The sequence below is a fragment of the Acinetobacter sp. 25-47-122 genome (assembly GCF_056779695.1).
This window is the reverse complement of the sequence record NZ_JBWYIJ010000006.1, coordinates 94,460-121,155: the sequence shown is the minus strand read 5'-3', so window position 1 is coordinate 121,155 and position 26,696 is coordinate 94,460. Positions and strand designations below refer to the sequence as shown.

At 39.5% G+C, this 26,696-nt stretch carries 25 protein-coding genes and 1 riboswitch; of the genes, 11 read left to right on the top strand and 14 right to left on the bottom strand.

Annotated features, from left to right (window positions below):
• Positions 1-6 precede the first annotated feature (6 nt).
• Both AC1M9P_RS07440 and AC1M9P_RS07435 read right to left on the bottom strand, forming a co-directional pair.
• Positions 7-930: an AEC family transporter gene (locus AC1M9P_RS07440; RefSeq protein WP_481587198.1), complete on the bottom strand. Its 924-nt coding sequence runs from the start codon at positions 928-930 to the stop codon at positions 7-9.
• Positions 931-1,027: 97 nt separating this feature from the next.
• Complete coding sequence (locus AC1M9P_RS07435) at positions 1,028-2,146, bottom strand: NADH:flavin oxidoreductase/NADH oxidase (RefSeq protein ID WP_481587197.1); 1,119 nt, start codon at positions 2,144-2,146, stop codon at positions 1,028-1,030.
• A 247-nt stretch (positions 2,147-2,393) separates the two neighbouring features.
• Here AC1M9P_RS07435 and mutM point away from each other — a divergent pair, with 247 nt between their 5' ends.
• Both mutM and AC1M9P_RS07425 read left to right on the top strand, forming a co-directional pair.
• Positions 2,394-3,248, top strand: coding sequence for a bifunctional DNA-formamidopyrimidine glycosylase/DNA-(apurinic or apyrimidinic site) lyase (gene mutM, locus AC1M9P_RS07430; protein ID WP_481587196.1), 855 nt, complete (start codon positions 2,394-2,396; stop codon positions 3,246-3,248).
• Positions 3,245-3,529 (top strand): peptidylprolyl isomerase, encoded by a 285-nt coding sequence (locus AC1M9P_RS07425; protein ID WP_481587195.1) that lies wholly within the window; start codon positions 3,245-3,247, stop codon positions 3,527-3,529. Before mutM ends, AC1M9P_RS07425 begins: the two co-directional genes overlap by 4 nt.
• Positions 3,530-3,691: 162 nt before the next feature.
• On the opposite strand, the gene mscL is transcribed toward AC1M9P_RS07425, so the two are convergent.
• Both mscL and typA read right to left on the bottom strand, forming a co-directional pair.
• Entirely contained in the window at positions 3,692-4,126 is a 435-nt protein-coding gene (gene mscL, locus AC1M9P_RS07420; RefSeq protein WP_035270698.1) for a large conductance mechanosensitive channel protein MscL, read from the bottom strand.
• A 233-nt stretch (positions 4,127-4,359) separates the two neighbouring features.
• Positions 4,360-6,192, bottom strand: a complete 1,833-nt coding sequence (gene typA, locus AC1M9P_RS07415; RefSeq protein ID WP_035270590.1) for a translational GTPase TypA — start codon at positions 6,190-6,192, stop codon at positions 4,360-4,362.
• 178 nt (positions 6,193-6,370) lie between these two features.
• Between typA and AC1M9P_RS07410 the strand changes: the two genes are divergently transcribed.
• The 3 genes from AC1M9P_RS07410 to AC1M9P_RS07400 all read left to right on the top strand — a co-directional run bounded on the left by AC1M9P_RS07410 (position 6,371) and on the right by AC1M9P_RS07400 (position 10,287).
• Positions 6,371-7,735: a uracil-xanthine permease family protein gene (locus AC1M9P_RS07410; RefSeq protein WP_035270592.1), complete on the top strand. Its 1,365-nt coding sequence runs from the start codon at positions 6,371-6,373 to the stop codon at positions 7,733-7,735.
• Between the two features lie 61 nt (positions 7,736-7,796).
• On the top strand, positions 7,797-8,822 hold the full coding sequence (locus AC1M9P_RS07405) for a methyltransferase (protein WP_481587194.1): 1,026 nt from the start codon (positions 7,797-7,799) through the stop codon (positions 8,820-8,822).
• Positions 8,823-8,832: 10 nt separating this feature from the next.
• Entirely contained in the window at positions 8,833-10,287 is a 1,455-nt protein-coding gene (locus tag AC1M9P_RS07400; RefSeq protein ID WP_481587193.1) for an amino acid permease, read from the top strand.
• A 47-nt stretch (positions 10,288-10,334) separates the two neighbouring features.
• On the opposite strand, the gene AC1M9P_RS07395 is transcribed toward AC1M9P_RS07400, so the two are convergent.
• Positions 10,335-10,793, bottom strand: coding sequence for an OmpA family protein (locus AC1M9P_RS07395; RefSeq protein ID WP_481587192.1), 459 nt, complete (start codon positions 10,791-10,793; stop codon positions 10,335-10,337).
• Between the two features lie 108 nt (positions 10,794-10,901).
• Positions 10,902-11,954, bottom strand: a complete 1,053-nt coding sequence (gene omp38, locus AC1M9P_RS07390; RefSeq protein ID WP_035265534.1) for an outer membrane protein Omp38 — start codon at positions 11,952-11,954, stop codon at positions 10,902-10,904.
• 372 nt (positions 11,955-12,326) lie between these two features.
• Between omp38 and AC1M9P_RS07385 the strand changes: the two genes are divergently transcribed.
• Positions 12,327-12,857, top strand: a complete 531-nt coding sequence (locus AC1M9P_RS07385) for a GspH/FimT family pseudopilin (protein ID WP_481587191.1) — start codon at positions 12,327-12,329, stop codon at positions 12,855-12,857.
• A 101-nt stretch (positions 12,858-12,958) separates the two neighbouring features.
• Entirely contained in the window at positions 12,959-14,134 is a 1,176-nt protein-coding gene (locus tag AC1M9P_RS07380; protein ID WP_481587190.1) for a thiolase family protein, read from the top strand.
• A 164-nt stretch (positions 14,135-14,298) separates the two neighbouring features.
• Here the strand turns inward: AC1M9P_RS07380 and AC1M9P_RS07375 are convergent, their stop codons facing one another.
• The 8 genes from AC1M9P_RS07375 to AC1M9P_RS07340 form a co-directional block, all read right to left on the bottom strand.
• Positions 14,299-15,285, bottom strand: a complete 987-nt coding sequence (locus AC1M9P_RS07375; protein ID WP_481587189.1) for a diaminopimelate dehydrogenase — start codon at positions 15,283-15,285, stop codon at positions 14,299-14,301.
• A 401-nt stretch (positions 15,286-15,686) separates the two neighbouring features.
• Positions 15,687-16,172: a DUF934 domain-containing protein gene (locus tag AC1M9P_RS07370; RefSeq protein WP_481587188.1), complete on the bottom strand. Its 486-nt coding sequence runs from the start codon at positions 16,170-16,172 to the stop codon at positions 15,687-15,689.
• Positions 16,165-17,808, bottom strand: a complete 1,644-nt coding sequence (locus AC1M9P_RS07365) for a nitrite/sulfite reductase (RefSeq protein WP_481587187.1) — start codon at positions 17,806-17,808, stop codon at positions 16,165-16,167. The genes AC1M9P_RS07370 and AC1M9P_RS07365 overlap by 8 nt, the downstream gene beginning before the upstream one ends.
• A 230-nt stretch (positions 17,809-18,038) precedes the next feature.
• Complete coding sequence (locus tag AC1M9P_RS07360) at positions 18,039-18,551, bottom strand: DUF1543 domain-containing protein (protein ID WP_481587186.1); 513 nt, start codon at positions 18,549-18,551, stop codon at positions 18,039-18,041.
• Between the two features lie 14 nt (positions 18,552-18,565).
• Positions 18,566-19,303 (bottom strand): FRG domain-containing protein, encoded by a 738-nt coding sequence (locus AC1M9P_RS07355; RefSeq protein WP_481587185.1) that lies wholly within the window; start codon positions 19,301-19,303, stop codon positions 18,566-18,568.
• Positions 19,304-19,351: 48 nt separating this feature from the next.
• Positions 19,352-19,540, bottom strand: a complete 189-nt coding sequence (locus tag AC1M9P_RS07350; RefSeq protein WP_481587184.1) for a hypothetical protein — start codon at positions 19,538-19,540, stop codon at positions 19,352-19,354.
• A gap of 70 nt (positions 19,541-19,610) precedes the next feature.
• Complete coding sequence (trpB, locus tag AC1M9P_RS07345; RefSeq protein ID WP_481587183.1) at positions 19,611-20,855, bottom strand: tryptophan synthase subunit beta; 1,245 nt, start codon at positions 20,853-20,855, stop codon at positions 19,611-19,613.
• Complete coding sequence (locus AC1M9P_RS07340; protein ID WP_481587182.1) at positions 20,836-21,480, bottom strand: phosphoribosylanthranilate isomerase; 645 nt, start codon at positions 21,478-21,480, stop codon at positions 20,836-20,838. The genes trpB and AC1M9P_RS07340 overlap by 20 nt, the downstream gene beginning before the upstream one ends.
• 142 nt (positions 21,481-21,622) lie before the next feature.
• Positions 21,623-21,823, top strand: a riboswitch (cobalamin riboswitch).
• 37 nt (positions 21,824-21,860) lie between these two features.
• Between AC1M9P_RS07340 and AC1M9P_RS07335 the strand changes: the two genes are divergently transcribed.
• The 4 genes from AC1M9P_RS07335 (at position 21,861) to AC1M9P_RS07320 (ending at position 26,614) form a co-directional block, all read left to right on the top strand.
• Positions 21,861-23,720: a TonB-dependent receptor plug domain-containing protein gene (locus AC1M9P_RS07335; RefSeq protein ID WP_481587181.1), complete on the top strand. Its 1,860-nt coding sequence runs from the start codon at positions 21,861-21,863 to the stop codon at positions 23,718-23,720.
• A 59-nt stretch (positions 23,721-23,779) separates the two neighbouring features.
• Positions 23,780-24,364, top strand: coding sequence for a cob(I)yrinic acid a,c-diamide adenosyltransferase (locus tag AC1M9P_RS07330; RefSeq protein WP_481587180.1), 585 nt, complete (start codon positions 23,780-23,782; stop codon positions 24,362-24,364).
• A gap of 138 nt (positions 24,365-24,502) precedes the next feature.
• Positions 24,503-25,216, top strand: coding sequence for a glycerophosphodiester phosphodiesterase (locus AC1M9P_RS07325; protein ID WP_481587179.1), 714 nt, complete (start codon positions 24,503-24,505; stop codon positions 25,214-25,216).
• 231 nt (positions 25,217-25,447) lie between these two features.
• The gene (locus AC1M9P_RS07320; protein ID WP_035265557.1) at positions 25,448-26,614 is read left to right on the top strand and encodes an acyl-CoA desaturase; all 1,167 of its coding nucleotides are present in this window, start codon (positions 25,448-25,450) and stop codon (positions 26,612-26,614) included.
• Positions 26,615-26,696 lie beyond the last annotated feature (82 nt).

The window sequence follows — 26,696 nt, the reverse complement described above, 5'->3', positions numbered from 1 at the left end:
ATTCAATTACCACCATAAAATAATTAATCCAGCAGTCACAATAAATCCAATCACTGTACTCATCAATAAAGGTGTAATTGCACGATCATTGAGTCCATATGCTTGTCCCAACATTCCAAATAATGCAGGTGTAGGTAAAGCTGCAATCAATGTCCCTACATACACGATATCCATCGGTGCTTGAGCAATAAATCGTAGAGTCAAATACATGAGTATTGGAAAAATAAAGTTGGATGATAGAACAATATAAAGACTCTGCTGGTTGACATATTTTAAGGTTAAACCTGCGACGCTCCCGCCAATCACAAATAACGCCAAAGGAGATGCCGTCTGACCAATCATTAAGAAAACTTGATCTATATAATGCGGCAGTTTAACCTGAAAAACCGCGCACAAAATTCCGATTACCACACCAATAAACAATGGATTTTTACATAAGTTTATAAAGTTATTTTTTAATGTATTGAGTACTGCTTGCTGATTTTGAGCTTGCAAGCCCGCAATAAATAAAGCTGCTGGAACAAGAAAAACACTTTCGATAATTACAATTAAAGAAGTAAAAGCAAGCGCAATATGACCAATCAATAGACTTAAAATGGCCGTACCAAGTAGTCCAGTATTAGACATTGACGCTCCAATCGAGAGGATGGCAGCATCACTTAAATTGTTTTTAAAATGCTTTACCAAAATCCCTAAAGCGATTGCAAATACAAAGGCGGTCACCACAATATAACTGTAAAAAAGTTCAGGTTGCCATATCGCATCAAGATCTTTTGATGAAAGCGCTTGTAAAAATAGAGCAGGTAAAGCGACTCGAATGACGAATGTACCGACAATGGAGACTTGCTCTTTGCTAAGTAAATTCAGTTTAACCGAAGCATATCCCGAAAAAAGCAGTAAAAAAATCGGAATAATGACCGATAAAACCATGACTTAGCATCCCTAGCTATTGTATGAGTTAGTCAAATTATCATACAACAGCCGTCATTACCCAGGATGACTTTTTAAGTATACCTTTATGCCTATTTTATCTATCAGCATATGGCTTAAATAATGATTTCACATCATGCGGTTGGCATCGTAAATATTGCGGACTAATTTCAACCTCTGCTTTTAATTGAGCAGCAGCATGCCATGGCCACCTTGGATTAAATAGTATTGCCCTTGCGAGCCCGATTGCATCAGCTTTGCCTTGTTGTAAAACATCTTCCGCCTGTTGAGGTTCAGTGATCAGCCCAACAGCAATCACTGGAATGTCTACGTGTTTCTTGATTGCTTCCGCAAATGGAACTTGGTAATTAGGACCAATCTGAATATTTTGATCGACATGTAATCCACCAGATGATGCATGGATATAAACTGCACCAAGTTTTTCTAATGCCTTTGATAACCCAATTGAGTCATCAATATCCCATCCCTTTTCTTGCTCCATCCAGTCTGTTGCAGACAAACGAACACCGATTGGATAGTTGTCTGGAACAGCATTTTTGATCGCCTGAAAAACCTCTAAAGTTAGACGAATGCGATTCTCAAAACTTCCACCATATTCATCTGTTCTTCGATTAGATAAAGGGGACATAAATTGATGTAATAGATAACCATGAGCCGCGTGGACTTCGATGAGATCAAAACCTGCATCTACAGATCTGACTGCTGCAGTTGCAAAGTTATCGATAATTTTTTTGATTTCCTCGATACTTAATTCATGAGGAGCCTGATCATCTGGATTAAATGGTAAATCACTTGCAGATACCGTTTGCCAGCCATGTTCATGATTCGATGAGAATTGACCACGTCCCAACCATGGTTTATCAGTTGAAGCTTTACGTCCCGCGTGCGCTAACTGAATGGCGATTGGCGTTGGAGCAATCGCTTTTACCTTATCAATCAATGCTTTTAATTGTGCACGTTGTAAATCATTCCACAACCCTAAATCTGCAAAGCTGATACGACCTACAGCTTGTACCGCAGTTGCTTCAATAATATATAATCCAGCACCCGACAATGCATAACTCGCCCATTGTTGTTCGTGCCAAAAACTATGCTCCCCTGCTTCATTCGCAGAATACTGACACATGGGAGCAATAATAATTCTATTTTTGAGTGATAAATTTCCGAATTGAATTGGCTCAAATAATTTTGCCACACTGAATCTCCCTGATTTTAAATTGATTTATTTGTAACAGTGTACAACGCATTTACGTGATAAATCATCTAAGTTCATTTCATCATTGAATGCTTTAAAAAACATTTTAAAACTTAACCATGAAGGCACTAGATGGATTGTGTATCATATTCTGTTCAAGCGTAATATCTTGTAGTTCACTCGATGCTGCTTGCAATATCCTCATATAACCCAATATTTTTCTACTCGCCCATTTAACAGAGTTTCCATGCCTGAATTACCTGAAGTTGAAACCACTAAAACCAGCTTGCTCCCTTTGCTGAATCAAAAAGTACTTTCTGTTCAAGTCAATAATTCAAGTCTGAGATGGCCTATACCAAATGATGTAAATCAATTGGTCGGTCAACGACTGATAGGGCTAACACGTCGATCCAAATATATTTTGGCACAATTTGAAAATGCGACCATGTTATGGCACTTGGGAATGTCAGGAAGCTTTCGTTTAAGCGATTCACGTGATGCGCTGAGAAAACATGATCATTTCATCATACAATTCGATGATATCCAATTACGCTACCACGATCCTCGTCGTTTTGGTTGCATTTTATGGCTAGATGATCATGCTCAAACCAAACTTTTAGATACGCTTGGACCTGAACCTTTAAGTGAATCTTTCAATGCTGACTATCTAGAGCAGAAATTTAAAAATAAGAGCGTTGCAGTCAAAGTTGCAATTATGGATAACCACATTGTTGTGGGTGTTGGAAATATTTACGCAACTGAAAGTCTGTTTAATTTGGGCATTCATCCTGCACAACCCGCCTCTAGTCTTACACGGCCACAAATTGAAAAATTTGTCATTGAAATCAAACGAATCCTTAAGCAAGCAATTGATTTAGGCGGATCTACTTTACGTGATTACACCAATGCCATGGGCGAAAATGGCTACTTTCAACAAACGCTATTGGCTTATGGGCGCGCTGGTGAAATGTGCATCAACTGTGAAACAACTTTAGAAAATATTAAACTCGGGCAACGTGCTTCTGTTTTTTGCCCTGAGTGTCAACCGCTTAAGCGACCTCAAGCCTCAAAGAATCCTGTATCAAAGGTAAAATCCAAATGAAATCAGCAATTGTTCGGCATATTTTAGTCAAAGATAAAGACCTGTGTATCCAACTTAAACAAAAGCTTAAAGAAGGTGCTGATTTTACTAAAATTGCTAAGCAACACTCAACTTGTCCCTCAGGAAAAAAAGGAGGGGAATTAGGTGAGGTTAAGAAAGGACAATTGGTTGGTCCTATCGATAAGGCAGTTTTTAGTTTGGCTGAACGTGAATTACATGGACCAATTAAGAGTCAATTCGGCTGGCATTTACTCGAAATTAAATTTCGTATGGATTTTTAAACTTCTTGGATTTCCCTCTCCTTTTAGGAGATGAGAAGCATCGCTTCGCAAGGGAGAGCTAAGAATCAATACCTCCCAGCCTCCCTTTGACAAAGGGGGATTTAAAAAAAATGATGAGATATAAAAAACGGCGCATTTAGCGCCGTTTTCATTGTAAAAGCATTAACCTTTACGTTTTAATTCGTCACGAATTTCACGAAGTAATTCAATATCTTCTGGAGTAGCTTCAGGTGCTGGAGCTTCCTCCTCTTGCTTACGACGCATTTTATTCATCAATTTCACTAACCAGAATACCACCCATGCAAGCAGGATAAAGTTGATGAGAATCGTCAAGAAATTACCGTAAGCCAAAACATTTAAACCCGCTTCTTGAGCGGCAGCAAGCGTTGTAAGGTTATTTGGATTATCGCCTAATACAACAAACCAGTTTGAATAATCAACATCACCGCCTAAGATCCAACTGATAATTGGCATGATGACATCTTTCACCATTGAATCGATGATTTTACCAAACGCCCCACCAATGATCACACCGACCGCCAGATCCATTACATTGCCTTTCACGGCAAATTCTTTAAACTCTTTAATAATGCTCATTTTTTCTCCAAAATTTTTCTATGCATTAATGTGACATAATATACATTATTCTTAATGATATTTCCGTCCAAACTCGTTGGTTTTCCACCAAAATCATAAGTATCTCTGTTTAAATAAACAAGATCTTGACCGAATCAACTACAACAATTCAACAACTTTTATTTCATCTATTGAATGATGGAGTCAAGATATAAAAAAACCGCTCAAAAGAGCGGTTTTTTTATTTAAATCAATTAAGATTTATTACGTTTACGTTCGTTTTCAGTCAACCAACGCTTACGAATACGAATTGATTTAGGTGTAACTTCAACAAGCTCATCATCTTGAATAAATTCAAGTGCTTGTTCTAACGTATATTCAATCGCAGGAACAAGTGTTAATGCATCATCAGTACCTGATGCACGAACGTTTGTTAATTGTTTCGCTTTAGTTGGGTTTACAACCATATCGTCTGAACGAGAGTTGATACCAATGATCATACCTTCGTAAACTTCTAACTGAGGTTTAGCGAATAGACGACCACGGTCTTGTAAACTGAACAATGCATAGCCCAAGCATGTACCTTGAACCATAGAAATCAACACACCGTTTTGACGTTTTGCAACAGAACCTTGTTTCATTGGTCCATAGTGCGAGAAACTTGAGGTCATGATCCCAGTACCTGAAGTCATGGTCATGAATTCTGAACGGAAACCAATCAAGCCACGTGAAGGTACAGTTGCTTCAATACGAATACGACCTTTACCGTCGACTTCCATATTGGTCATTTCACCTTTACGGTTACCCATTTGTTCCATTACAGCACCTTGATGCTGTTCTTCTACGTCAAATGTTACGTTTTCGTATGGCTCTTGCATTTCGCCGTCAATCTCTTTCAAGATTACTTGCGGACGAGATACACCCATCTCGAAGCCTTCACGACGCATGTTTTCGATCAATACCGAAAGGTGAAGTTCACCACGGCCCGACACTTTAAAACGGTCAGGACTGTCAGTATCTTCTACACGAAGTGCTACGTTGTGAATTAATTCGCGATCAAGACGTTCACGGATGTTACGTGAGGTCACAAACTTACCTTCTTTACCGGCGAATGGTGAGTTGTTAACTTGGAATGTCATCGATACTGTAGGCTCATCTACAGAAAGCGGTGGCAATGCTTCAACATGTTTAGGATCACAAATCGTGTCAGAGATATGAAGTTCGTCCATACCTGTTACACATACGATGTCACCTGCAGAAGCAGATTCAACGTCAATACGCTCCAAACCATGGTAACCCATGATTTTTAAGATACGACCGTTACGTGTTTTACCATCTTTGTCGATTACCGTTACAGGTGTGTTCAATTTCACTGAACCACGTTGGATACGACCCACACCAATAACACCAACGAAGCTGTTATAGTCAAGTGAAGACACTTGCATTTGGAATGGACCATCAACATCCACTGCTGGCGGCTCAACGATGTCTACGATTGTTTGGAACAACGGAGTCATGTCTTCAGCCAATTCTTCTGGTGAAGGACCTGCTACACCACGAAGACCAGAAGCATAAACCACAGGGAAGTCTAACTGTTCGTCAGTACCACCAAGGTTATCAAATAAATCGAATACTTGATCGATTACCCAGTCAGGACGCGCATTAGGCTTGTCAACTTTGTTGATAATTACGATTGGTTTCAAACCACGTGCGAACGCTTTTTGCGTTACGAAACGAGTTTGTGGCATTGGACCTTCTTGTGAGTCTACCAAAAGAAGTACACAGTCAACCATCGACATTACACGTTCAACTTCACCACCGAAGTCGGCGTGTCCCGGGGTATCCACGATATTGATACGGTATTCAGTATCAGTACGTTTATCTAACCATTTGATTGCAGTGTTTTTTGCAAGAATGGTAATACCACGTTCACTTTCAATAGCGCCTGAATCCATGACACGCTCGATCTCACCCGCGCGTTCACCCAAAGCACCTGATTGTTGTAAAAGTTTGTCGACAAGAGTCGTTTTACCATGGTCGACGTGTGCGATGATGGCAATATTACGGAGAGTTTTAATATCTGACATGTAAATTCGATACGCTTTAAATTTGAGGGCAAATTATACAGAAAAATCCTAAACTTTTATAGTGACTGTTTCTTTACAATTTCATTTTTTTTTGACGAATGGTTATGTTTCGGTTTTGTAAACGCATGCAACTCGATTAGAATGTCGGCACTTTCGCTTAATCTAGATGGTATAGACCATGTCTGCTCCCGACCAATCTCAAGAACCGAAACTCGATCTTGTTTATGGTTTAGACGATAAACCAAAACCGTTCATCGCTTTTCTCGCTGCCATTCAGCATTTACTTGCCATTATTGTTCCGATTGTTACTCCTGGTCTATTGATCTGTTTGGCTTTAGGTGTTTCTAAAGAAGATACAAACATGATCCTCTCCATGTCATTGGTGATTTCAGGTATTGCGACATTCTTACAAAGTAAAAAGGTTGGTCCTTTCGGTGCAGGCTTACTAATTGTTCAAGGTACAAGTTTTAACTTTATCGGTCCTATTATTGGGATTGGCTCAGCAATGGTTGCCGCGGGAACTCCAGTTGAAACTGTTATGGGTTCAATTTTTGGTGTCGTGATTGCAGGCTCATTCATTGAAATGGGAGTTTCACGCATATTACCATGGGTGAAAAAACTCATTACTCCACTTGTGACTGGTATTGTTGTACTTCTCATTGGCTTAACGTTGATTAAAGAAGGTTTAATCTCAATGGGTGGTGGTTACCAAGCGATGGGGAATAACACTTTTGCCAATACAGACAATCTCATTATGTCTTGTACTGTTTTGGCATTAATCATTCTCTTAAACCGCTTAAATGTTACATGGGTTAAGAGTAGTGCGATATTAATTGCACTGATCGTAGGTTATGCGCTAGCAGGCTTCATGGGCCATTTAGATTTTTCTGGCTTAGAAAATGCACCTTTGGTTCAAATCCCTACACCAATGCACTTTGGCTTAGACTTCTCTTGGAGTTTATTTATACCAATGGCATTTATTTATCTGGTTACTTCATTAGAGGCGATTGGTGATATCACCGCGACCTCTAAGTTGTCTAATCAGCCTGTTGATGGTCCGAAATGGATGGAGCGCATTAAAGGTGGTGTACTCGTCAACGGTGCAAACTCCTTACTCGCAGGCTTATTTAATACTTTCCCGAGTTCTGTTTTTGCTCAAAACAACGGAGTAATCCAATTAACTGGTGTCGCTAGTCGCCACGTGGGTATATGGATCGCTGCTCTATTAGTTATTTTGGGTTTACTACCAGCAGTGGCTGCCATCATCCAAGCTGTTCCTCAAGCTGTACTGGGGGGCGCTGTCATGGTGATGTTTGGGGCTGTTGCAGCATCAGGGATTAATATCCTTTCTGGTATTCAGCTTGACCGCCGTGCATTGCTTATTATTGCAATTTCACTTGCTCTTGGTTTAGGTGTTGCTCAAGTTCCACAGATTCTTGAACATATGCCTGAACTCATTCGTAATATATTTAGCTCTGGTGTAGCAACTGGCGGCATTGCAGCCTTGATCTTGAACTTCGTTCTACCTGAAGCAAAGAAATAATTTAGATTGAATCAAAGACTGCCCAGCATTGTCTGGGCTCTTTTATTCTGTGGAGAAATATATGGTTCCTCAAAGTGAAGTTGTTATTCGTCAACATAACTTTCTGAAAGGTCGAATATTATTAGTCAATGCACCAACTGATGACTTAAGCACTCAGCTCGATAAAAATATTCAGGCTTCAGTATGGACATCGAATTATAACGACTTTCTATTTTTCCAAAATCAAAATATTCCTGTTCATTTTGGGACGGATATCCCTGAAGCAGAATATGATCAAGTTATTGTTTTTGTGCCTAAAGCCAAAGAGCTTTTGAATTACTTACTACACAGTGTGGTATTAAAACTCGGTCTTGGTGGATCAATTTTTCTTGTGGGTGAAAAAAAAGGTGGCGTTGAACGAGCAGCAAAACAACTCGCTCCATTTGGCAAATGTGTCAAACTAGACAGCGCTCGTCATTGTCAAATGTGGCAATTAATTATCGATCAGACTCCTACGCCTCGAGCTTTAGAAAATTGGGCTCAACAATATACAATTCAAACACCGAATGGCGAATTACAGATTTATGCTTTACCTGGTGTATTTAGTCAAAATAAACTTGATATTGGTACAGCTGTATTTCTCCCCTACCTCAATCGAGTGAGTTCAGGTAAAATCGCTGACTTCGGTTGTGGTGCTGGCATTATCAGTGCATATTTAGCCAAATTGAATCCCAAAAATCGTATTTTTGCGCTTGATGTGGATGCTTTTGCGCTCGCCTCCACCCGCCTAACATTTGAAAAAAATAATTTGTCACCAGAACAGCTCGAAATCAAAGCTGTGACTGGCATTGAAGATGCGCCACTATTTTTACATGCCATCGTCAGTAACCCTCCTTTCCACCAGGGTATATACACTGATTACAATGCGAGTGAGAATCTTTGTAAGACATCACGTCGCCATCTAAAATCTGGTGGTGAACTTTGGATCGTGGCAAATCGTTTTTTAAACTACCCAACTCTCATTGAGCAAAATTTTGGTCAATGTGAAACTTTGACTGATCAACAAGGCTTTAAAGTACTGTTTGCAAGTACTCAAAAGAAATCATAAGGAACTTTCGATGAGCGAAACCGGTCAACTTAAGCGAAAGCTTGGAGCACGCCATCTTAATATGATCGCCATTGGTGGTTCTATCGGTACAGGACTATTCCTAGCTTCGGGTGCAACAATTGCCAATGCTGGCCCTGGTGGTGCATTACTTGCCTATTGTTTAATTGGCGTAATGATTTACTTCCTCATGACCAGCTTAGGCGAACTCGCAACACACAATCCAACATCAGGTGCTTTCTTCACCTATGGCACCAAATATGTCGAAGGTGGGTTTGGATTCGCACTAGGCTGGAACTATTGGTACAACTGGGCGATAACCGTCGCATTTGAACTTGTTGCAGTTCAATTCATCATGAAATTTTGGTTTCCTGATATCCCAGGTTTCTATTGGAGTGCCATTTTCCTTGCTATCGTTTTTGGTATTAATGCCTTAACAGTCAAAGGTTTTGGTGAGTCTGAGTTCTTTTTCTCACTCATTAAAGTTCTTGCCATCATTGCATTTATCATCATTGGTATTTTCATGATTGCCAAAATCATGATGACACCCAATGTTGCAACTTTCGCAAATTGGTCAAAGGGTGAAGCGCCATTTGTAGGTGGTTTGTCAGCATTAATTGGTGTCGCTATGATCGCAGGATTCTCATTTCAAGGTACTGAAATGGTTGGTGTTGCCGCTGGTGAGTCGAAAGATCCGAAGAAAACCATTCCTATTGCGATTAAACAGATCTTCTGGCGTATTCTCTTATTCTATATCGTTTGTATTTTTATTATCGGTACATTGATTTCGTATGATGATCCTCGTCTAATGCAAGCCGCATCAGATGAAAATATTGCATTATCACCTTTTACGCTACTCTATGAACAAGCAGGCTTCGCTTTCGCTGCAAGTGTCATGAATGCGGTCATTCTTACCGCTATCCTTTCTGCCGGAAATTCAGGAATGTACTCTTCCACGCGAATGCTGTTTGATATGGCGAAAAATGGCAGTGCACCTAAAGTGTTCTCTAAACTTGATGGTCGCGGTGTTCCAATGAATGCACTTTATGCTACGACAGTAATTGCAGCACTATGCTTCTTGACGACATTTATTGGTGAAGAGGAAGTATTTAATTGGCTTCTAAATATGTCTGGTATGTGTGGCTTTATCGTATGGCTTGGGATTGCAATCTCTCATTACCGATTTAGAAAAGGCTATTTGGCTCAAGGGTATAAGTTAGAAGATCTAGCATATCGTGCAAAGTTCTTCCCTTTTGCACCATGGTTCGCTTTTGTTTTGTGTGCAATCGTGGTGTTAGGTCAAAATTATCAAGCCGTACTAGATGGTGAATGGATTGCCGTTATCTCTACTTATATTGGGATCTTCTTATTCTTAGCAATATGGTTAGTTTATAAGTTTAAGTACAAAACCAAGTTGATTCAATATCAAGATATGGATGTGAAACCGATTCAAGTCGAACAAGACTAAAAAAAACAGCTCAAATTGAGCTGTTTTTTTATTATTAGATTCTGATCTTATTGTATTTTTAAGGTCAAATTCACTCGACGATTCAATGCTCGACCCTCTTCTGTCGTGTTATCAGCGATTGGCTGATTTGGGCCATAACCTTGAGTCGAAATTTGTTTAGGATCAACATTATATTGCATCACCAATTCATTACGGACAGCATTTGCTCGCTCAAGTGATACTTTTTGATTCGCTGCTATAGACCCTCGATTATCTGTATGCCCATCTACTTGAAGTATAAAACTTTTATTCTGCGCCAGAATTTTTGAAGCTGCTGTTAAATAAGGTTCATATCGGACATCTATTTGACGGGAATTGTGATTAAAATACAGCGGTAGACCTTGTTTTAATTCAATTAGTATCTTTTGATCCAAGTCTTGTACACCATTAGTTGATTGCGTCTTTGTCGTTGTACAAGCTGCCAAAGTTAAAGCAATGCATAAGCCTGCTATCAAGCTATATTTCATCTTTATTCTCATTGTGTTGTTGATTATATTTTGTGAAATATATCACATTTATAAAAAAGGGGTAAAAAAAACAGCTCCTAAGAGCTGTTTTTTACAATCTAGTAAAGATTATTGAGCTGCTGCTTCAGGTTGAGCAACTACTGTACGGCTACCAGAAATCGTAGCGAATACACGACGGTTCATCGCACGACCTTCTTTAGTTGCATTGTCAGCAATTGGTTGATCCCAAGCGAAACCTTGAGTCGCTAAACGAGAAGCGTCAATGTTGTATTCGCTTACAAGAGCAGATTTCACAGAGTTAGCACGAGCTAAAGATAAACGTTCGTTCAACGCACGTGGACCAGTATTATCAGTGTGACCTTCAATACGAGCAGTTGCATTTGGATATTCGTTTAATTTTTCAGCTACTTTAGCAATTTCAGGCTTGTACTGATCTTTGATGTTAGACTTGTTCGTATCGAAGAATACGCGAAGTTCCATGTTAAGATCTTCAGTCAACTCTTGTGGAGCTGGTTGAACTGGAGCTGGAGCTGGTTGAACTGGAGCAACTTCTACTACTTCAGCAGCAGGCTTCAAGTGACCGCCTAAAACTACGTTAAGACCAGCAAGTGCTGTGTAGTTCCAGAAATCTTCGTCGATGTTATAAGTTGCACGAGCTTCTGTACGAAGAGATAGAGCATCATTTAAGCGCCAGAAAGCACCTACACCTGCATTACCTAAAGTACCTTCGTCATCTTTAAGATTTACACCATCGTATTCATATTTGTAGTGACCAGCACCCAAAAGAACGTATGGCTTAATTTTGCTGTCATAGTTCTTAGTGATTAAATCAGAAGTAACATAGAAGTTACCATTGATTTGAGTTTGCTTGTACTCGCCAACATCATTACCAGTAATTGTGCCTTCGATATCACCTTTTACTTGGTTATATTCAGCTTCAAAACCCAACCATGGAGTAAGTTCAATACCTAACGCAGCACCAACGAATAAATCGTCTTGTAATTCGATAATGCTGTCAGATAAGTGATCAGCAGCACCGTTGTTGTGTTGAGTGTCTTGGAATGTGTAACCCACTAATAGTGGAGTAACAGTTACACCAGCATTAGCAGCAGCGAATGGAGCAGCAACAAGCATAGCAAGTGCGATACGACTCAATTTCATGGATATCCTCCAGAGATAACAATTGTTTTTCAAGCTCAGCCTAAAATAATTATGGCTTCCTGAGATAGGCTTTTTTATACCCCAGTATTTTTTTTAAGCTACTCATGTTGAATCATACAAACACTTAAAGTGAATTCCAAGTGTTTGATTACTTTAATCAAGTAAATTATTGACAAAATTACTTACAATTTCCGTTGTAATTCGGTAATTTTTTACTCAATTTATCCGCATGAATAACTTATCTTTTCATTTTTGGTATATTAACAGCATTCAAAGGTGATAGTAATCATTTTTTAGCACTTCAGCTTATAATATAACTTCACCAAGATTATCTATAAATTCAAATAATTAACAAATACTAGAAGCTTTAAAATGTATTCCTATTGTAAATCTCTTGCTTTTACCCTTTTAGAACTCATTTTCACGATCGTCATTATTAGTATTTTTGTGATGATAGCACTCCCTCATTATCATGAATTTCGTGAAAATCAAGAAAGGGCGCAAATTCTTAGCACGGTACGGCAAGCCATCAGCCAAGCTAAAGCCAATGCTGTAAGTTACCGAAGCCCTGTGATGATCTGTGCTTCTCAAGATTTAAAATCGTGTAAGAACAGTCAATGGCATAAAGGGTTTATCATCTTTCTAGATCAGAATCACAATCAACAATTCGATCCTCACGAAAAGCTTATTCAAGCAACTTCGACAGATTACCAATATGGTGATTTCAGTTGGAAAGGTGGTGTTACCAGCAAGAATACGATCACCTTCCAACCAGACTCTGGTTTACCACGTGGATCAATGGGACATTTTAAATACTGTGCACATTCAAATAAATCAAATCTAATCGTCAGACTTTCAATGATGGGACAGACTCGTCTTGAAGAAACTAAGACATGTGAATGACAACTTATCAGTCACATTTTACACACTATAGCCAATATTAATTGGCCTGATATTACATATACTCAAGCTGTAAAACAAAGCTAAATAAATTGGAGAGAATAATGACTGATATCGTCATCCTTAATGGTGCACGTACGGCAATGGGCGGCTTTCAGGGAAGTTTATCAAGTGTGACTGCACCAGAACTGGGTGCAGTGACCATTAAAGAGGCTATCTCACGCTCGGGTTTGCAGCCAGCAGACATTGAAGAAGTCATTATGGGTTGCGTTTTGCCTGCAGGTTTAAAACAAGGCCCTGCTCGCCAAGCCATGCGCAAAGCTGGACTACCTGACTCGACAGGTGCAGTGACAATCAATAAATTATGTGGGTCAGGCATGAAAGCTGTGATGCAAGCAGCTGATATGATTAAAGCTGGTTCAGCAAATTTTGTGGTTGCAGGCGGTATGGAGTCTATGACCAACGCTCCTTACGTCTTACCTAAAGCACGTGGTGGTTACCGCATGGGTCACGGTGAAATCAAAGATCATATGTTCTTCGATGGTTTAGAAGATGCTGAAACTGGTCGTTTGATGGGCTCATTTGCTCAAGATATGGCCAACACTAAAGGCTATACCCGTGAGCAAATGGATGACTTTGCAATACGTTCATTAAAGCGTGCTCAAACTGCGATTACTGAAGGCTACTTCAACGATGAAATCGTCCCTGTTACTGTGTCAACTCGTAAAGGAGATGTCGTTGTAGATAAAGATGAGCAACCTTTTAACGCAAACATCGATAAAATACCAACACTTCGCCCAGCTTTTGCTAAAGATGGTACGATCACTGCTGCCAATGCCAGCTCGATCTCTGATGGTGCTTCAGCCTTGGTTATCAGTTCATCTGAACAAGCACATACAAAGGGTTTAAATCCTTTAGCCAAAATTGTGGCATATGCCTCTAATTCACAACATCCCTCTGAGTTTACGATTGCACCAGTCGGTGCAATCCAAAAGGTTCTCGATAAAACAGGTTGGAATGTCGCAGAAGTCGACCTTTGGGAAATCAACGAAGCTTTTGCAATGGTCACAATGTGTCCTATTGATGAGTTCAAACTCGACCCTGAAAAAGTAAATATCAACGGCGGAGCATGTGCTTTAGGACATCCAGTAGGATCTACAGGTTCACGGATTATTTTAACGTTAATCCATGCACTTAAACGCACAGGTGGTAAACGTGGTATTGCTGCGCTTTGTATCGGTGGTGGCGAAGCAACTGCAGTGGCGATTGAGTTAATCTAAAGCGTCTAAAGCCCCTATTTTTCAAAGAGGTGCTTGAGGGAGATTTAAATCATCAATCCTCCCCTAAACCCTTCTTGACTAAAGGAGGGTAAATAAAAAAGCCTCTACTTAGCTAGAGGCTTTTTTATAATCTCAATTCAAAGCATAGCTTTGAATTATTAGACTTAAAGAATTTCTTTACGTAGTTGCTCTGGAGATTTCATTGACAATAAGCCTGGTGCAACGTCAAATGCAGTTTTCGCGCCATATTGACCCATTTGATTCATGCGGTAGCATGCACGTGCATAAGCCACAAGTACACTTGCAGTAAACTCAGGATTGCTATCTAATTTCAACGAAAACTCCATTACTTGAGTCTGCTCTGCACTACTATTACCACTGCGAATGACAAATCCACCGTGGGGCATACGATTATGCTCGTTACGAAGCGTTTCTTCGTCAATGAAGTTCACAGTCGTGTTGTACTCTGCAAAATAGTCTGGCATGGTCACAATCGCCTGCTTTACGACTTCAGCGTCAGCACCATTTTCAAGCACAACATAACATTCACGAGTATGTTTTTCTTTAGTGGTTAATATAGAACGTGAACCACTACGAACTTTATCAATCGCATCTTGTGATGGAATAGTATATTGAACACCTGCTTTAACACCCGCCACACGGCGAATCGCATCTGAGTGACCTTGACTCAAACCCTTACCCCAGAAAGTATAGGTTTCACCATCTGGTAATAATGCCTCACCAAATAAACGATTAATTGAGAACATGCCTGGATCCCATCCAATCGAAATCATTGCCGTTTTTTTGTTAGCAAGTGCAGGCTCATTCACTGCTTCAAAAAACTCAGGAATACGTGCATGCGTATCAAAACTATCTACTGTGTTGAATTTACTTGCCAATTCTGGTGTTTGTTTTGGAAGATCATCTTTAGATCCACCACATAAGATCAACACATCAATTTTGTCTTGAAGGTCATTTAAGTCATCCATATGAAAAACTTTCGTGTCACTAAAGCAAGGAGACACTGATTCAGGTGCACGGCGTGTAAAAATTCCCACAAGCTCTAAATCTGGGTTCTTGTGAATTGACGTTTCAACGCCACGACCGAGGTTGCCATAACCGACAATACCAATACGAATCAAATTTTGCATAACAACTGCTTCACTATTTAAATGATGGCAAGATCACTAGACTGAGTACTAAACATATACCGCAAAACAGTCTGATTGAGTGGAGAAAAACCCGCACCAAAAATGATCAAATGAATACTAACATACTACAATAAACTGCACTTTTTTGGAGCAAATTTATCATTTAAATCAGTGTTAATCGATCAATTGAATCATATAAAAAACCGCTGCACTAAAGGCTTTGTCGCTATATATTTCTGAATGAATTAAAAAATTCTGCTCTAAATAGACATTTGATTAAACTTTGACCTTCTATGTGTCATTTTGAATAGCGCTTAGGCTGAACTATGAATACCTGAATCTTGTTTCCATTAAATAAAAAAAGCTGAACCTAAGTTCAGCTTTTTTATCACTTAATAAAATTAAGCACCCGTTTGATAATTTGGTTTTGGTACAGCAGTCGACGCTTGATAAGGTTGAGTAAAGTCGTTTAAACCTGCCGCTGCTTCTGCAATGTCTTTACCTTCTTTAATCACGAAAGTATCGAAACCTGCACGCTTCATGTAGTTCAACACGTCTTTGAATACATCACCTGTTGCACGAAGTTCGCCTTGGAAGCCTTGGCGACGTAACAATGCGGCAAATGAATACCCACGACCATCATTAAAACCTGCAAACTCAATAAAAATTGCATCAAGCTGATCAAGTGGGAATTCATTGTTTTCAGGTGAGGCATCTACGGTTAGGTAAAGTGCTTTTTTACCTGAAACATTGGCAAGCTGGTCTAACTGCTCCACCGTTAAAACCACATCACCTTGTGGCAATACGCCATCTTCACCAATCAGTTGATAAGTATTGTCTGCAATCGTGCCATCCTTAGAGAGCACTTGTAGTGCGGTATTAAGCATATGCACGCTCCTTAAATGGTTGAATTCCTACACGACGGTAAGTATCAATGAACTCTTCACCTTCTTGACGTAAATCAAGATAAGTGTTCAAAATTTCTTCCACTACATCTGGTACTTTTTCAGCAGCAAATGATGGTCCTAAGATGTCACCGATTGAGGCATCATGGTCTGCATTACCACCCAATGTAATTTGGTAGAATTCTGCGCCTTTCTTGTCGACACCTAAAATACCAATATTACCCACATGGTGATGACCACAGGCATTCATACAACCTGAGATGTTCAAGTCCAATTTACCTAAGTTGTAAATTGTATCTAGATCATCAAAACGGCGTGAAATAGCTTCAGAAATCGGAATAGATTTCGCATTTGCCAACGAACAGAAATCACCACCTGGACAGCAGATAATGTCAGTTAAGAAACCAATGTGCGCGCGAGCCAAGTTATTCTTTTCAAGAATCGTCCAAAGCTCAAATAAGTCTTTTTGCGGTACATCAACAAGGGCAATATTTTGCTCATGCGTGGTACGCAATTCACCAAAAGTGTACTTATCTGCAAGATCAGCAATCAAGTTCATTTCTTCAGTGGTCACGTCACCCGGTGCAACGCCTGCACGTTTCAACGAAATTGTTACGATGCGGTAACCTTTCACTTTGTGTGCATTGGTATTGATGTTAAACCATTGTTTGAATTTCGGATGTGCAGCAAACAGTGCTGAGAAGTCTTCATCTGCATAATCTTGGTACGCAAATGGTGTGAAGTTCTGGTCCATTTTCGCCAGAGTGTCTGCATCAACTTTTAAAGTTTTAATCGTATGTGCAAATTCAGCTTCAACTTTTTCAGCAAAAACCTCAGGTGTTACAGCTTTTACCAAGATTTTGATACGAGCTTTATATTTGTTATCACGACGACCGTGTAAGTTATACACACGAAGCACTGCTTCTAAGTAAGCAATAAGGTCTTCACGTGGCAACCACTCTTTGATCACAGCACCAATGATCGGTGTACGACCTAAACCACCGCCAACCATTATTTTATAGCCCATTTCACCCGCCTCATTGCGAACGATATACACTCCGATATCATGAAATGCTGTTGCAGCGCGGTCGATTTCAGCAAGTGCAGAAACTGCGATCTTAAACTTACGTGGCAAGAATGCAAATTCTGGATGGAAAGTTGACCACTGACGAATCAATTCGCATGTCGGTCTTGGATCTTCAATTTCACCAGCAACGACACCTGCATATTGGTCTGTTGTTGTATTACGAATACAGTTACCAGATGTTTGAATCGCATGCATTTGAACTGATGCCAACTCTTGCAACATGTCTGGCACATTTTCTAATGCTGGCCAGTTAAATTGAAAGTTTTGACGAGTAGAAACGTGTGCATAACCACGGTCATACGCTTTAGCGAGTTCAGCAATTTTACGAAGCTGTTTAGAGTTCATCAAACCATAAGGTACAGCGACGCGAAGCATCGGCGCATAACGCTGAACATATAATCCATTTTGTAAACGTAATGGACGATATTCATCTTCAGTAAGCTTTCCAGCTAAATAACGTTCCGTTTGATCACGGAATTGTGCAACACGTTCATTGATCAGTTGCTGATCGAAATCAGTATATAAATACATGGCGTACAGCTAGTAGTTTAATTTTAACGAAGCACAGCATAGCTTTTATTCATCTATCAATAAAATGCGTTTTTTACATATTTAATAGCGATTTTATTGATATGTAATCACTCAAATCACTGATATATAGACAAACTCTGGATTCTAGCACTTATTCCACATAAAGATTTTATTGGGCTTTTCTTAGCACATAAATTCATATAAATAGTAAATTTGTTCTTTATGAAAAATTATCCGATCGTGATGTATGTATTTTCCCAATACCCTTCTTTAAATTGACCCTCGATCAATTGAATATATCGACCATGAACTTGATCAATGGCAATACAATCATCAACGTCCAAAACCCGATCTGTATGCTGTTTTTGCCAATCTTTTCCAAAGAATGATTTACCACGTTCTTTAGCCGATGCACTATTTAAAGCGGGTACTAATACATAACGATGTAACTCTCCGAACTCATTAACGTGGTACCCACCTAAATTAATCAACCAGAGTTTCATTTCGTTTTCATTAGGAGCTGCATCTGTAAAATGGATTTGGAATTGCTGCTCATTATATTCCACTCCATTTACCTTCGCCCAAGCATCAATATGTAAGCCTTTCTTCTCACCAAACCATACGGTTTTAAGCTGTGGGTAAGTTTCTTCCAATGTTTCACCCACAGCGAGCACGACATCGTGCACTTCGGTGTTGGCACGCTGATGTCGACCACCGAGCATGACGATAAATAGGCTAGGCATGAGAGGTCCTACTTTTATTGAATTTCTGATAGTTTAAGCTTAAAAGATTCTAAGGCAAAATTATCATTCGCATATTTTGCAGCACCTTCTGCCCCTCCATAAATTAAAGCAGACGTTACATCATAAGCTTCACAATACTTCAAAACTTTCTCTACGAACTTTACAGGCAAGGAAATTTTTAAGAGCATTTTTTCAACTCTTTTCTCAGCTATAAGCTCATCAAGTAATTTAATCTCTTGAAATCTTCTATTTTCTTCATTCCAAGTTAAACTTTGGCTGTTTCCAAGTTTTTGACGAATAAGTGTAAAACATCCATCTTGTGCAGAAATATTTCGATTCAGCCCTTTAGGAACTTCCACCATTTCAAAAATAGGTTCTGCACTACCTTGATTAAGTAAGCTCTTCTTGTCAGGGTTTAAAATCCATAAGGACATCCAGCCAGCGTAATTAAATTTCTCTTTATTTTTCTCACTTATAAAACTATCAAGGACTCCTTTAACCATAAAAAAGCTAGCAACTAACGGACTCTTTGACCAATCTAACAATTCGGTCGGTATTCCGTAATGCTGAGCAAATGCGAGAAACTCATATAAATCGTCAGGTGGAGCGTAGGCGCTATTTAAAAAAATCTTATCAATTAGACTCGAATCAATGTTGCGATTAAGCAATTCTTCTCTCAGGTGTTTTGAATCCGATGGAATTTGAATTCCATTTTGATCACAGCCTTTTATAAATGTATTTATTCTTAACAATTGTGCATTGTATAAGTTATGAAAAGCGTCAGAATAAATTTCAAAAGTCTAATCATTCCGAAATAAACTAGGTTGTAATAACCAAGTATGATCTTGTTGACCACGATATAAAAGGTTAGCTGAGCAACTATCAAGATAATCTTTCAAATTTTCTTTATCTGGCCGAATTAATTCAATAAATTCCTCATAAGACTCGATGAATACTTCAACATAACCCTGCTTTTTTTCTTGTCTCATTTCATTCCCCCATTTTCTTTTTATAAAAATAAAGCCCCTACCAAGGAGCTTTATTTAATGCTGTTTTACATCACATTTCTACCATTTCCACGCCATCAATGCGTGCAACTGTCATTAAGTCTTTATCACCACGACCTGAAACCGTCGCAATAATAATTTGATCTTTAGACATCGTTGGAGCCAACTTAGTCACATATGCCATCGCATGCGAACTTTCAAGTGCAGGAATAATACCTTCAATCTTAGTTAAGTCGCGGAAGCCTTGTAATGCTTCATTGTCATTAATTGGAACATACTCAACACGCTTCATATCTTTTAAGAAGCTATGCTCTGGGCCTACACCAGGATAATCCAAACCTGCTGAAATTGAGTGTGTTTCAATAATCTGACCTTGTGCATCCGACATAAGATAAGTGCGGTTACCATGCAGCACACCAACATGACCAGCATTTAATGGAGCAGAGTGTTTACCAGTTTCAATACCGTAACCAGCAGCTTCAACACCGTACATTTTCACATCTTGATCATTCAGGAATGGATAGAACAAGCCCATAGCATTTGAACCACCGCCGACACAAGCAACCAATGCATCTGGTAGACGACCTGCTTGCTCTTCAATTTGACGGCGTGCTTCACGACCAATGATCGATTGGAAATCACGTACCAATTGAGGATATGGATGTGGACCTGCAACTGTACCAATCACGTAATAAGTAGAATCGACATTTGTTACCCAATCACGCATGGCTTCGTTCATGGCATCTTTTAATGTTTTAGAACCACTTTCGACAGGAACAACAGTCGCGCCCAATAAACGCATACGATATACATTCATCGCTTGGCGTTTCACATCATCTGCACCCATGTATACAACACATTCAAGCCCTAAACGCGCTGCGATGGTCGCTGTTGCCACACCATGTTGACCTGCACCAGTCTCAGCAATAATACGTTTTTTGCCTGATAACTTTGCCAGCAAAGCCTGACCGATCGTGTTATTTACTTTATGAGAGCCAGTATGGTTCAAGTCTTCTCGTTTTAGATAGATTTGTGCACCACCCAACTCCTTTGACCATCGCTCAGCATAATAAAGCGGACTTGGACGACCTACATAAAAAGCGAGGTCACGGTCGAATTCTGCCAAAAACTGTTCGTCATTTTTCATTCGGAAATACAGTTGCTCTAGATCTTCTAGTGCAGCCATTAGAGTTTCTGACACAAAACGTCCGCCATGGATACCGAAATGCCCTTTTGCATCAGGGTATTGGGTATAGTCAATCACTTGATCTTGTTGATTAACGGTTTGCTGATCCACGATGGACTCCTTGCATAAAGCGTTCTACGAGTTGTTGGTCTTTTATACCTTTTGCGGACTCTACACCGCCGCTCACATCCACAGCATATGCTTGTGTTGTAAGAATTGCTTGCTCGATATTGTCAGGGTTTAGTCCTCCTGCCAAGATCAATGGAATATTTAATTTTGGAAATGTTGTCCAATCAAAGCTGTGGCCTGTTCCGCCCTTTAAATCTGGATGCCATGTATCCAACAACACAGCACTCGCACCAAACTTTTGATATTTATTGATTTCTTCAACGATATCTAGTTCTGGTTTTACTTGAATTGCTTTATACCAGCGACGACCCACTGCTTGAGCAATTTGTTTGCACTGTTCTGGACTTTCATCGCCATGAAACTGCAAAATATCTAAAGGGACTTTTTTAAGTATGTTTTGGATCTCTTCGGCTGAACTATTAACAAATAATCCAACTGATTGAATATAAGCAGGAATCGCTTGAACCAACAGTGCTGCTTGCTCAACATCTACGTGTCTTGGACTTGGTGGAAAAAACACAAGTCCTATGGCATCCGCACCAGCTTGCACAACAGCTTGGACATCTTCTAATCGGGTAATCCCACATATTTTTGCACGAGTTCGCATCTATTCTAGCTCTAATCCACCCTCATCATAGCCGATCTATCATTTTTGGGCGCTTCATTGTAAAGCAATTTTTTCATCTTGCGTAAAGTTCACTCAGAATATTCGGTGTGAAGATTGTTTAAATGAGAAGCCCTCTTTATACTGCGCTCAAATTGCAACAAGTCAAAGCAATCGCTTTAGGGAAGTTGGTGCGAATCCAACACTGCCCCCGCAACGGTAAAAATGAAACGGCTATCAATTTAAACCTCGGTTTACACCACTGTAGTTTTCTATGGGAAGGTGGATAGTCAGTAATAATTTTACACATTTAAGTCCGGATACCTGCTTTTTGTGTTCTCTCATTCAATCATTCACGGGGAAGTGGATGTATGGAGCGCTTCATGTCTAAATACTTTAAAACCACCTCTTTGTTTGGTGCAATCACGCTTGCATTAGGCTCAACCACTGTTCTCGCCGATCAACAACAATCCTCATCTCAAGCAAAGTTAAATTCAATTGTAGTGACTGCGACACGTTCGGAACAAAACATTGAACAAATTCCTGCACGCATCTCTATCATTGAACCTGAAACTATCGAACAATCACCCATTTCTCAACTTGCGGATTTGTTACGTACTGAAGCTGCATTAAACGTCGTTCAACTTGGTGGCTTTGGACAACAGACTTCAATTTTCATGCGCGGCACTGACTCAGACCACACTTTGGTTTTACGAGATGGTGTACGTTTAAATAACGATGCCAGTGGTTTAGCATCTTTAAGCTTCTTAGATACAACTGATATTGACCAAATTGAAGTGCTTAAAGGCCCAGCATCAGTACTGTATGGTACAAATGCGATTGGAGGCGTGGTTCAAGTCATTACCAAAATACCTGAAAAAACAGGTGCATTTATTACTGGTGAAATTGGTGAGAACCAAACTTATAAAGCACTTCTAGGCGCTGACATTGCTGAAAATGATTTGTATCTACAAGTAAGAGGTCAACGTTTAGAAAGTGACGGAACGGTTATTAGTGATCATCAAGATGGCATCAAATCAAATTACGATCAAAAAGGTTTTTCCATAAAAACTGGTATTAAAAAAGAGAGATTCGGTGCAAGTTTAGATTATTCGGAGAATGAAGGAACATCTGTATATGAAGGTACAGACTATTCAGACTACCTCAATCCGCGCTACCTGAAGAAATCTCACGATTTTAAAAATACTGTCACTACGCTTAAAGCCTACACAGAATTGAATGATACTTTGCGTCTTGACTCTCGTATTTCTCACTTTAAAGATGAATTAAAACAACTACAAAGCCTAGAGAATACGACCTACACAGCAGATGAATATGAGCTTGTGCTAAAAAAACAGCTTAATTCTCAACATAATTTGAGTTTTGGTATAACACATAAAACATTAGACACCGAAACACAGAAAAGTTCAGGAGCTTTTCAGCAAGATTTAAATACAACTGGCTATTATGCTCAGCATCAATTTCAGAATGAAAAAATAAATACCCAAATCGGTATTCGGGCTGAAGATAATCAAAAATTTGGAACACATACAGTGGGGCAAGTTGGCGTTCGATATCAGATTCGCCCTGATTTAAGTATCTACTCCAATATAGGTACAGCATTTAAAGCGCCTACCGTAAATGATTTATACTACGGGAACTCAGCAAACCCTCAGCTCAAACCCGAAGAAAGCACATCGTATGAACTCGGTTTCGATCATCGAATTAACGAGCAATGGAACTACGGTTTATCAATCTACCATACAGAGATTGATCACTTAATTGATTATGCGTCTACAGCACCATGGACTTTAGATAATATTTCCGAAGCACGTATGCAGGGGGCTGAAGCTTTCACAAAGTGGGTAATGGATGATTATTTCTTTAAAGCTGGCTACCATTATGTAAAAGCGATGAATGAAGCAAAAGAAAGTGAACTCACACGTCGCCCGCGCCAAACTTTTACATTTTCAACAGGCATTCAAAACCAAGTTTATGGCTTAAGTGCATCATTGGTTGCAAAATCAAATGCCAAAGATTGGTCGACGACTCAAATTACGCCTGGCTATGCTACTGTTGATTTACATGGCTATTGGAACATCAATCCCAAGTTAAAACTGTTTGGTAACATTCAAAATATTGGCGATGTACATTACAAAGCAGCCTACGAAGGCTCTATTGAAGGTGTTTACTATATTCATGGTGGACGACTTGCTTCAGTAGGATTAACCATTCAGCATTAAGTCAAACATAGGGATAGTATCTTTACACTATCCCGTATATTTAAAAATAGAGGATCTACATGGGTCACCGTTTAAGTAAAATTTATACCCGCACGGGAGATACGGGCACTACCGGACTAGGCGATGGTTCACGTGTACCTAAAGATGACTTACGTATTGATGCTTTGGGAGATGTCGATGAGCTTAATGCAGTGATCGGCGTTCTTCGCTCGCATATAGCGATCAGTACCATTACAGATAAATCCGTTTGGGACAATACGCTTAGCCTGATACAACACTGGTTATTCGATTTAGGCGGTGAAGTATGTATCCCAGGCTTTAACTTGGTTCAACCAGTATCAATTGAATTCTTAGAAAAAGATATTGATCGTATGAACGAAGCATTACCCATGCTAAAAGACTTTATTTTGCCAGCTGGTACATTAGTCTGCAGTTTTGCTCATCAAGCACGTGCTGTCTGCCGTAGAGCTGAACGTAGCGTGATGTCTGTTCATCAACGTGATCAAAATATCCAAGCCACATCATTGCAACTTTTGAACCGCTTATCTGATTGGTTATTCGTCGCATCTCGTACCTTACAACGTGCTGAAGGTGGCTCAGAAGTGCTTTGGCAAAAGAATATCAATGAGACGATTGAGGCCTGACCTTAAAAGTGTAAAAAGGTCTGCATGTTGATTGCCCCATCCACTTAAAATGCTTTTTTAATCAAAATTTTGATTAAAAATCGTCATATTTCATTCATGATTTAGCACTAAAATCACCCTGAAATTTCAGGGTGTTTTATGAAAATAATTGGTCATCGTGGTGCGCGTGGGGAAGCACCTGAAAACACCCTCGGTGGATTTCAATATATTCAAGATATTGGTATCCGCGCTGTAGAATTTGACGTTCGTCAACTCAAAGATAATGCTCTGATCGTGATGCATGATGATGACTTTATTCGTACTACAGGCCAAGCTAAACATTTATACGAATGTGATGAGCAAGATTTAGCGCAGTATAATCATGCCGTAACGTGGTCTGAATGGAATAAAGTCGAAACTACACCGCTACTCGACCAAACCCTCAAAATTATTCATAATTTTAATCATATTGAAGTTGAGGTCAAAGCTGTTGAATCGATGAAGGCCGCAGAAAAAATTGTCGATGCCTTAGATCAACAATTAATTGGCTTTGAAGATTCAGCCATTATCACCAGTTTCGATCCTAAAATTCATCAAGCCCTTCAAAAGCAAAAATCAAGGTTTAAGCGTGGATTACTGGTTGAAACCGATATAAAGCATGCAGCCATTGATCAAGCTTTGAAATTTGAATGTTGTCAAATTGGTTGGATGAACGAACTTGCTACAAATGAGATCATTGCATCCACACTTTCCGCAAATTTAAATATTAGTATTTGGACAGTCAATCATATAGATCGTGCGAAACAGCTTAAGGATTTAGGAGTCCAAGGCTTAATTACTGATTATCCCAAGTTAATGATGTCTCACCTATAATATATTTAAATTCATAGCTGTAAGTGATTATTTTTCTCTAATTTATTTTTTGAAATTCGTCCAAAGTCGAATTTATACAATGATGTATTCTGTTACGGTTTAAACAATACAACTGTACAATAATGCTAGTGAACACATGTTCGCCCATGTTAGTATTAACGAGTCTTACCTCACAAATTTGTGAGTGGATTTAGTTTTAACCTATTAAAGGTTCTAGGAGTGCTGTTGGAGATGAATGCTCCCCTACCCAAAGCCCCAATCAACTGGATTGCAGTATTTGCATTGGTGTTTTTACCTATTGTCGCCGTTATTGCGATTCCACTTTATGCTTATCATCATGATTTCTCGCTTGCTGCGTGGATTAGCATGTTTGCGCTGTTGGGTCTGAGCAGTCTTGGCATTACCGCAGGTTATCACCGCTTATGGGCACATCGTGCTTATGAAGCGACTGTACCACTCAAAATCATTTTAATGATTATGGGAACCTTTGCTGTACAAAACAGCATTTTGTATTGGGCCTCAGGTCACCGTACCCATCATCGTCATGTTGATGATGTAGAAAAAGATCCCTACTCAATTAACAATGGCTTCTGGTACGCGCACATCGGTTGGATGCTACGCAACTATCCAGCAGCTGAAGCAAATTACAAAAACGCCCCTGATTTATTGGCTGACAAAATTGTCATGTTCCAAGATAAATATTACATCCCTCTCGTGATTGTCGTTCATGCCGCTATTCTTCTTCCTATTGGATGGGCAGTTGGTGATGTCTGGGGAGTATTATTGTTGGGTGGTTTAATGCGCTTAATTTTAAGCCATCATGTGACTTTCTTTATCAACTCGCTATGCCATATGTGGGGCAAACGTCCGTACACAGATGAAAATACTGCACGTGACAACTTTGTTCTTGCTATTGCGACTTGGGGGGAGGGTTATCATAACTACCATCATATCTTCCAATACGACTATCGCAATGGCGTAAAATGGTGGCAATACGACCCAACTAAATGGTTGATCTGGACGTGTTCAAAACTAGGGCTAGCAAAAAACTTACGACGTATTCCAAGCTTTAATATTAAAAAAGCTGAGCTTGCAATGAAGTTTAAATATGCGCAACAAGATCTCGCTGTTTACGGCCATAACGTGAATGATGATATCGTGACAGTTAAAACAAAAATTGCTCAAGAATATGAAGCATTTACGCAAACTCTAAATGATTGGGCGAAGCTTAAAGAGCAAGAAATTAATGCCAAAAAAGCAGCTGTTGCTGAAAAAATTCACTTAATGGATAGCAAACTGAAAGTTGAATTCCAATTGGTTGAACAACGTTTATCTCATCATAGAGAGACATTGAACTTATTGGTTCGTAATTTAAAGAAATCACCAGTATCTGAATAACTCATTCAAGAGACTCTTCAGTTACTCCAAAGCTCCGTTGATCGGGGCTTTTTTTATTTTTTTCGATACTATTTCCATTGTA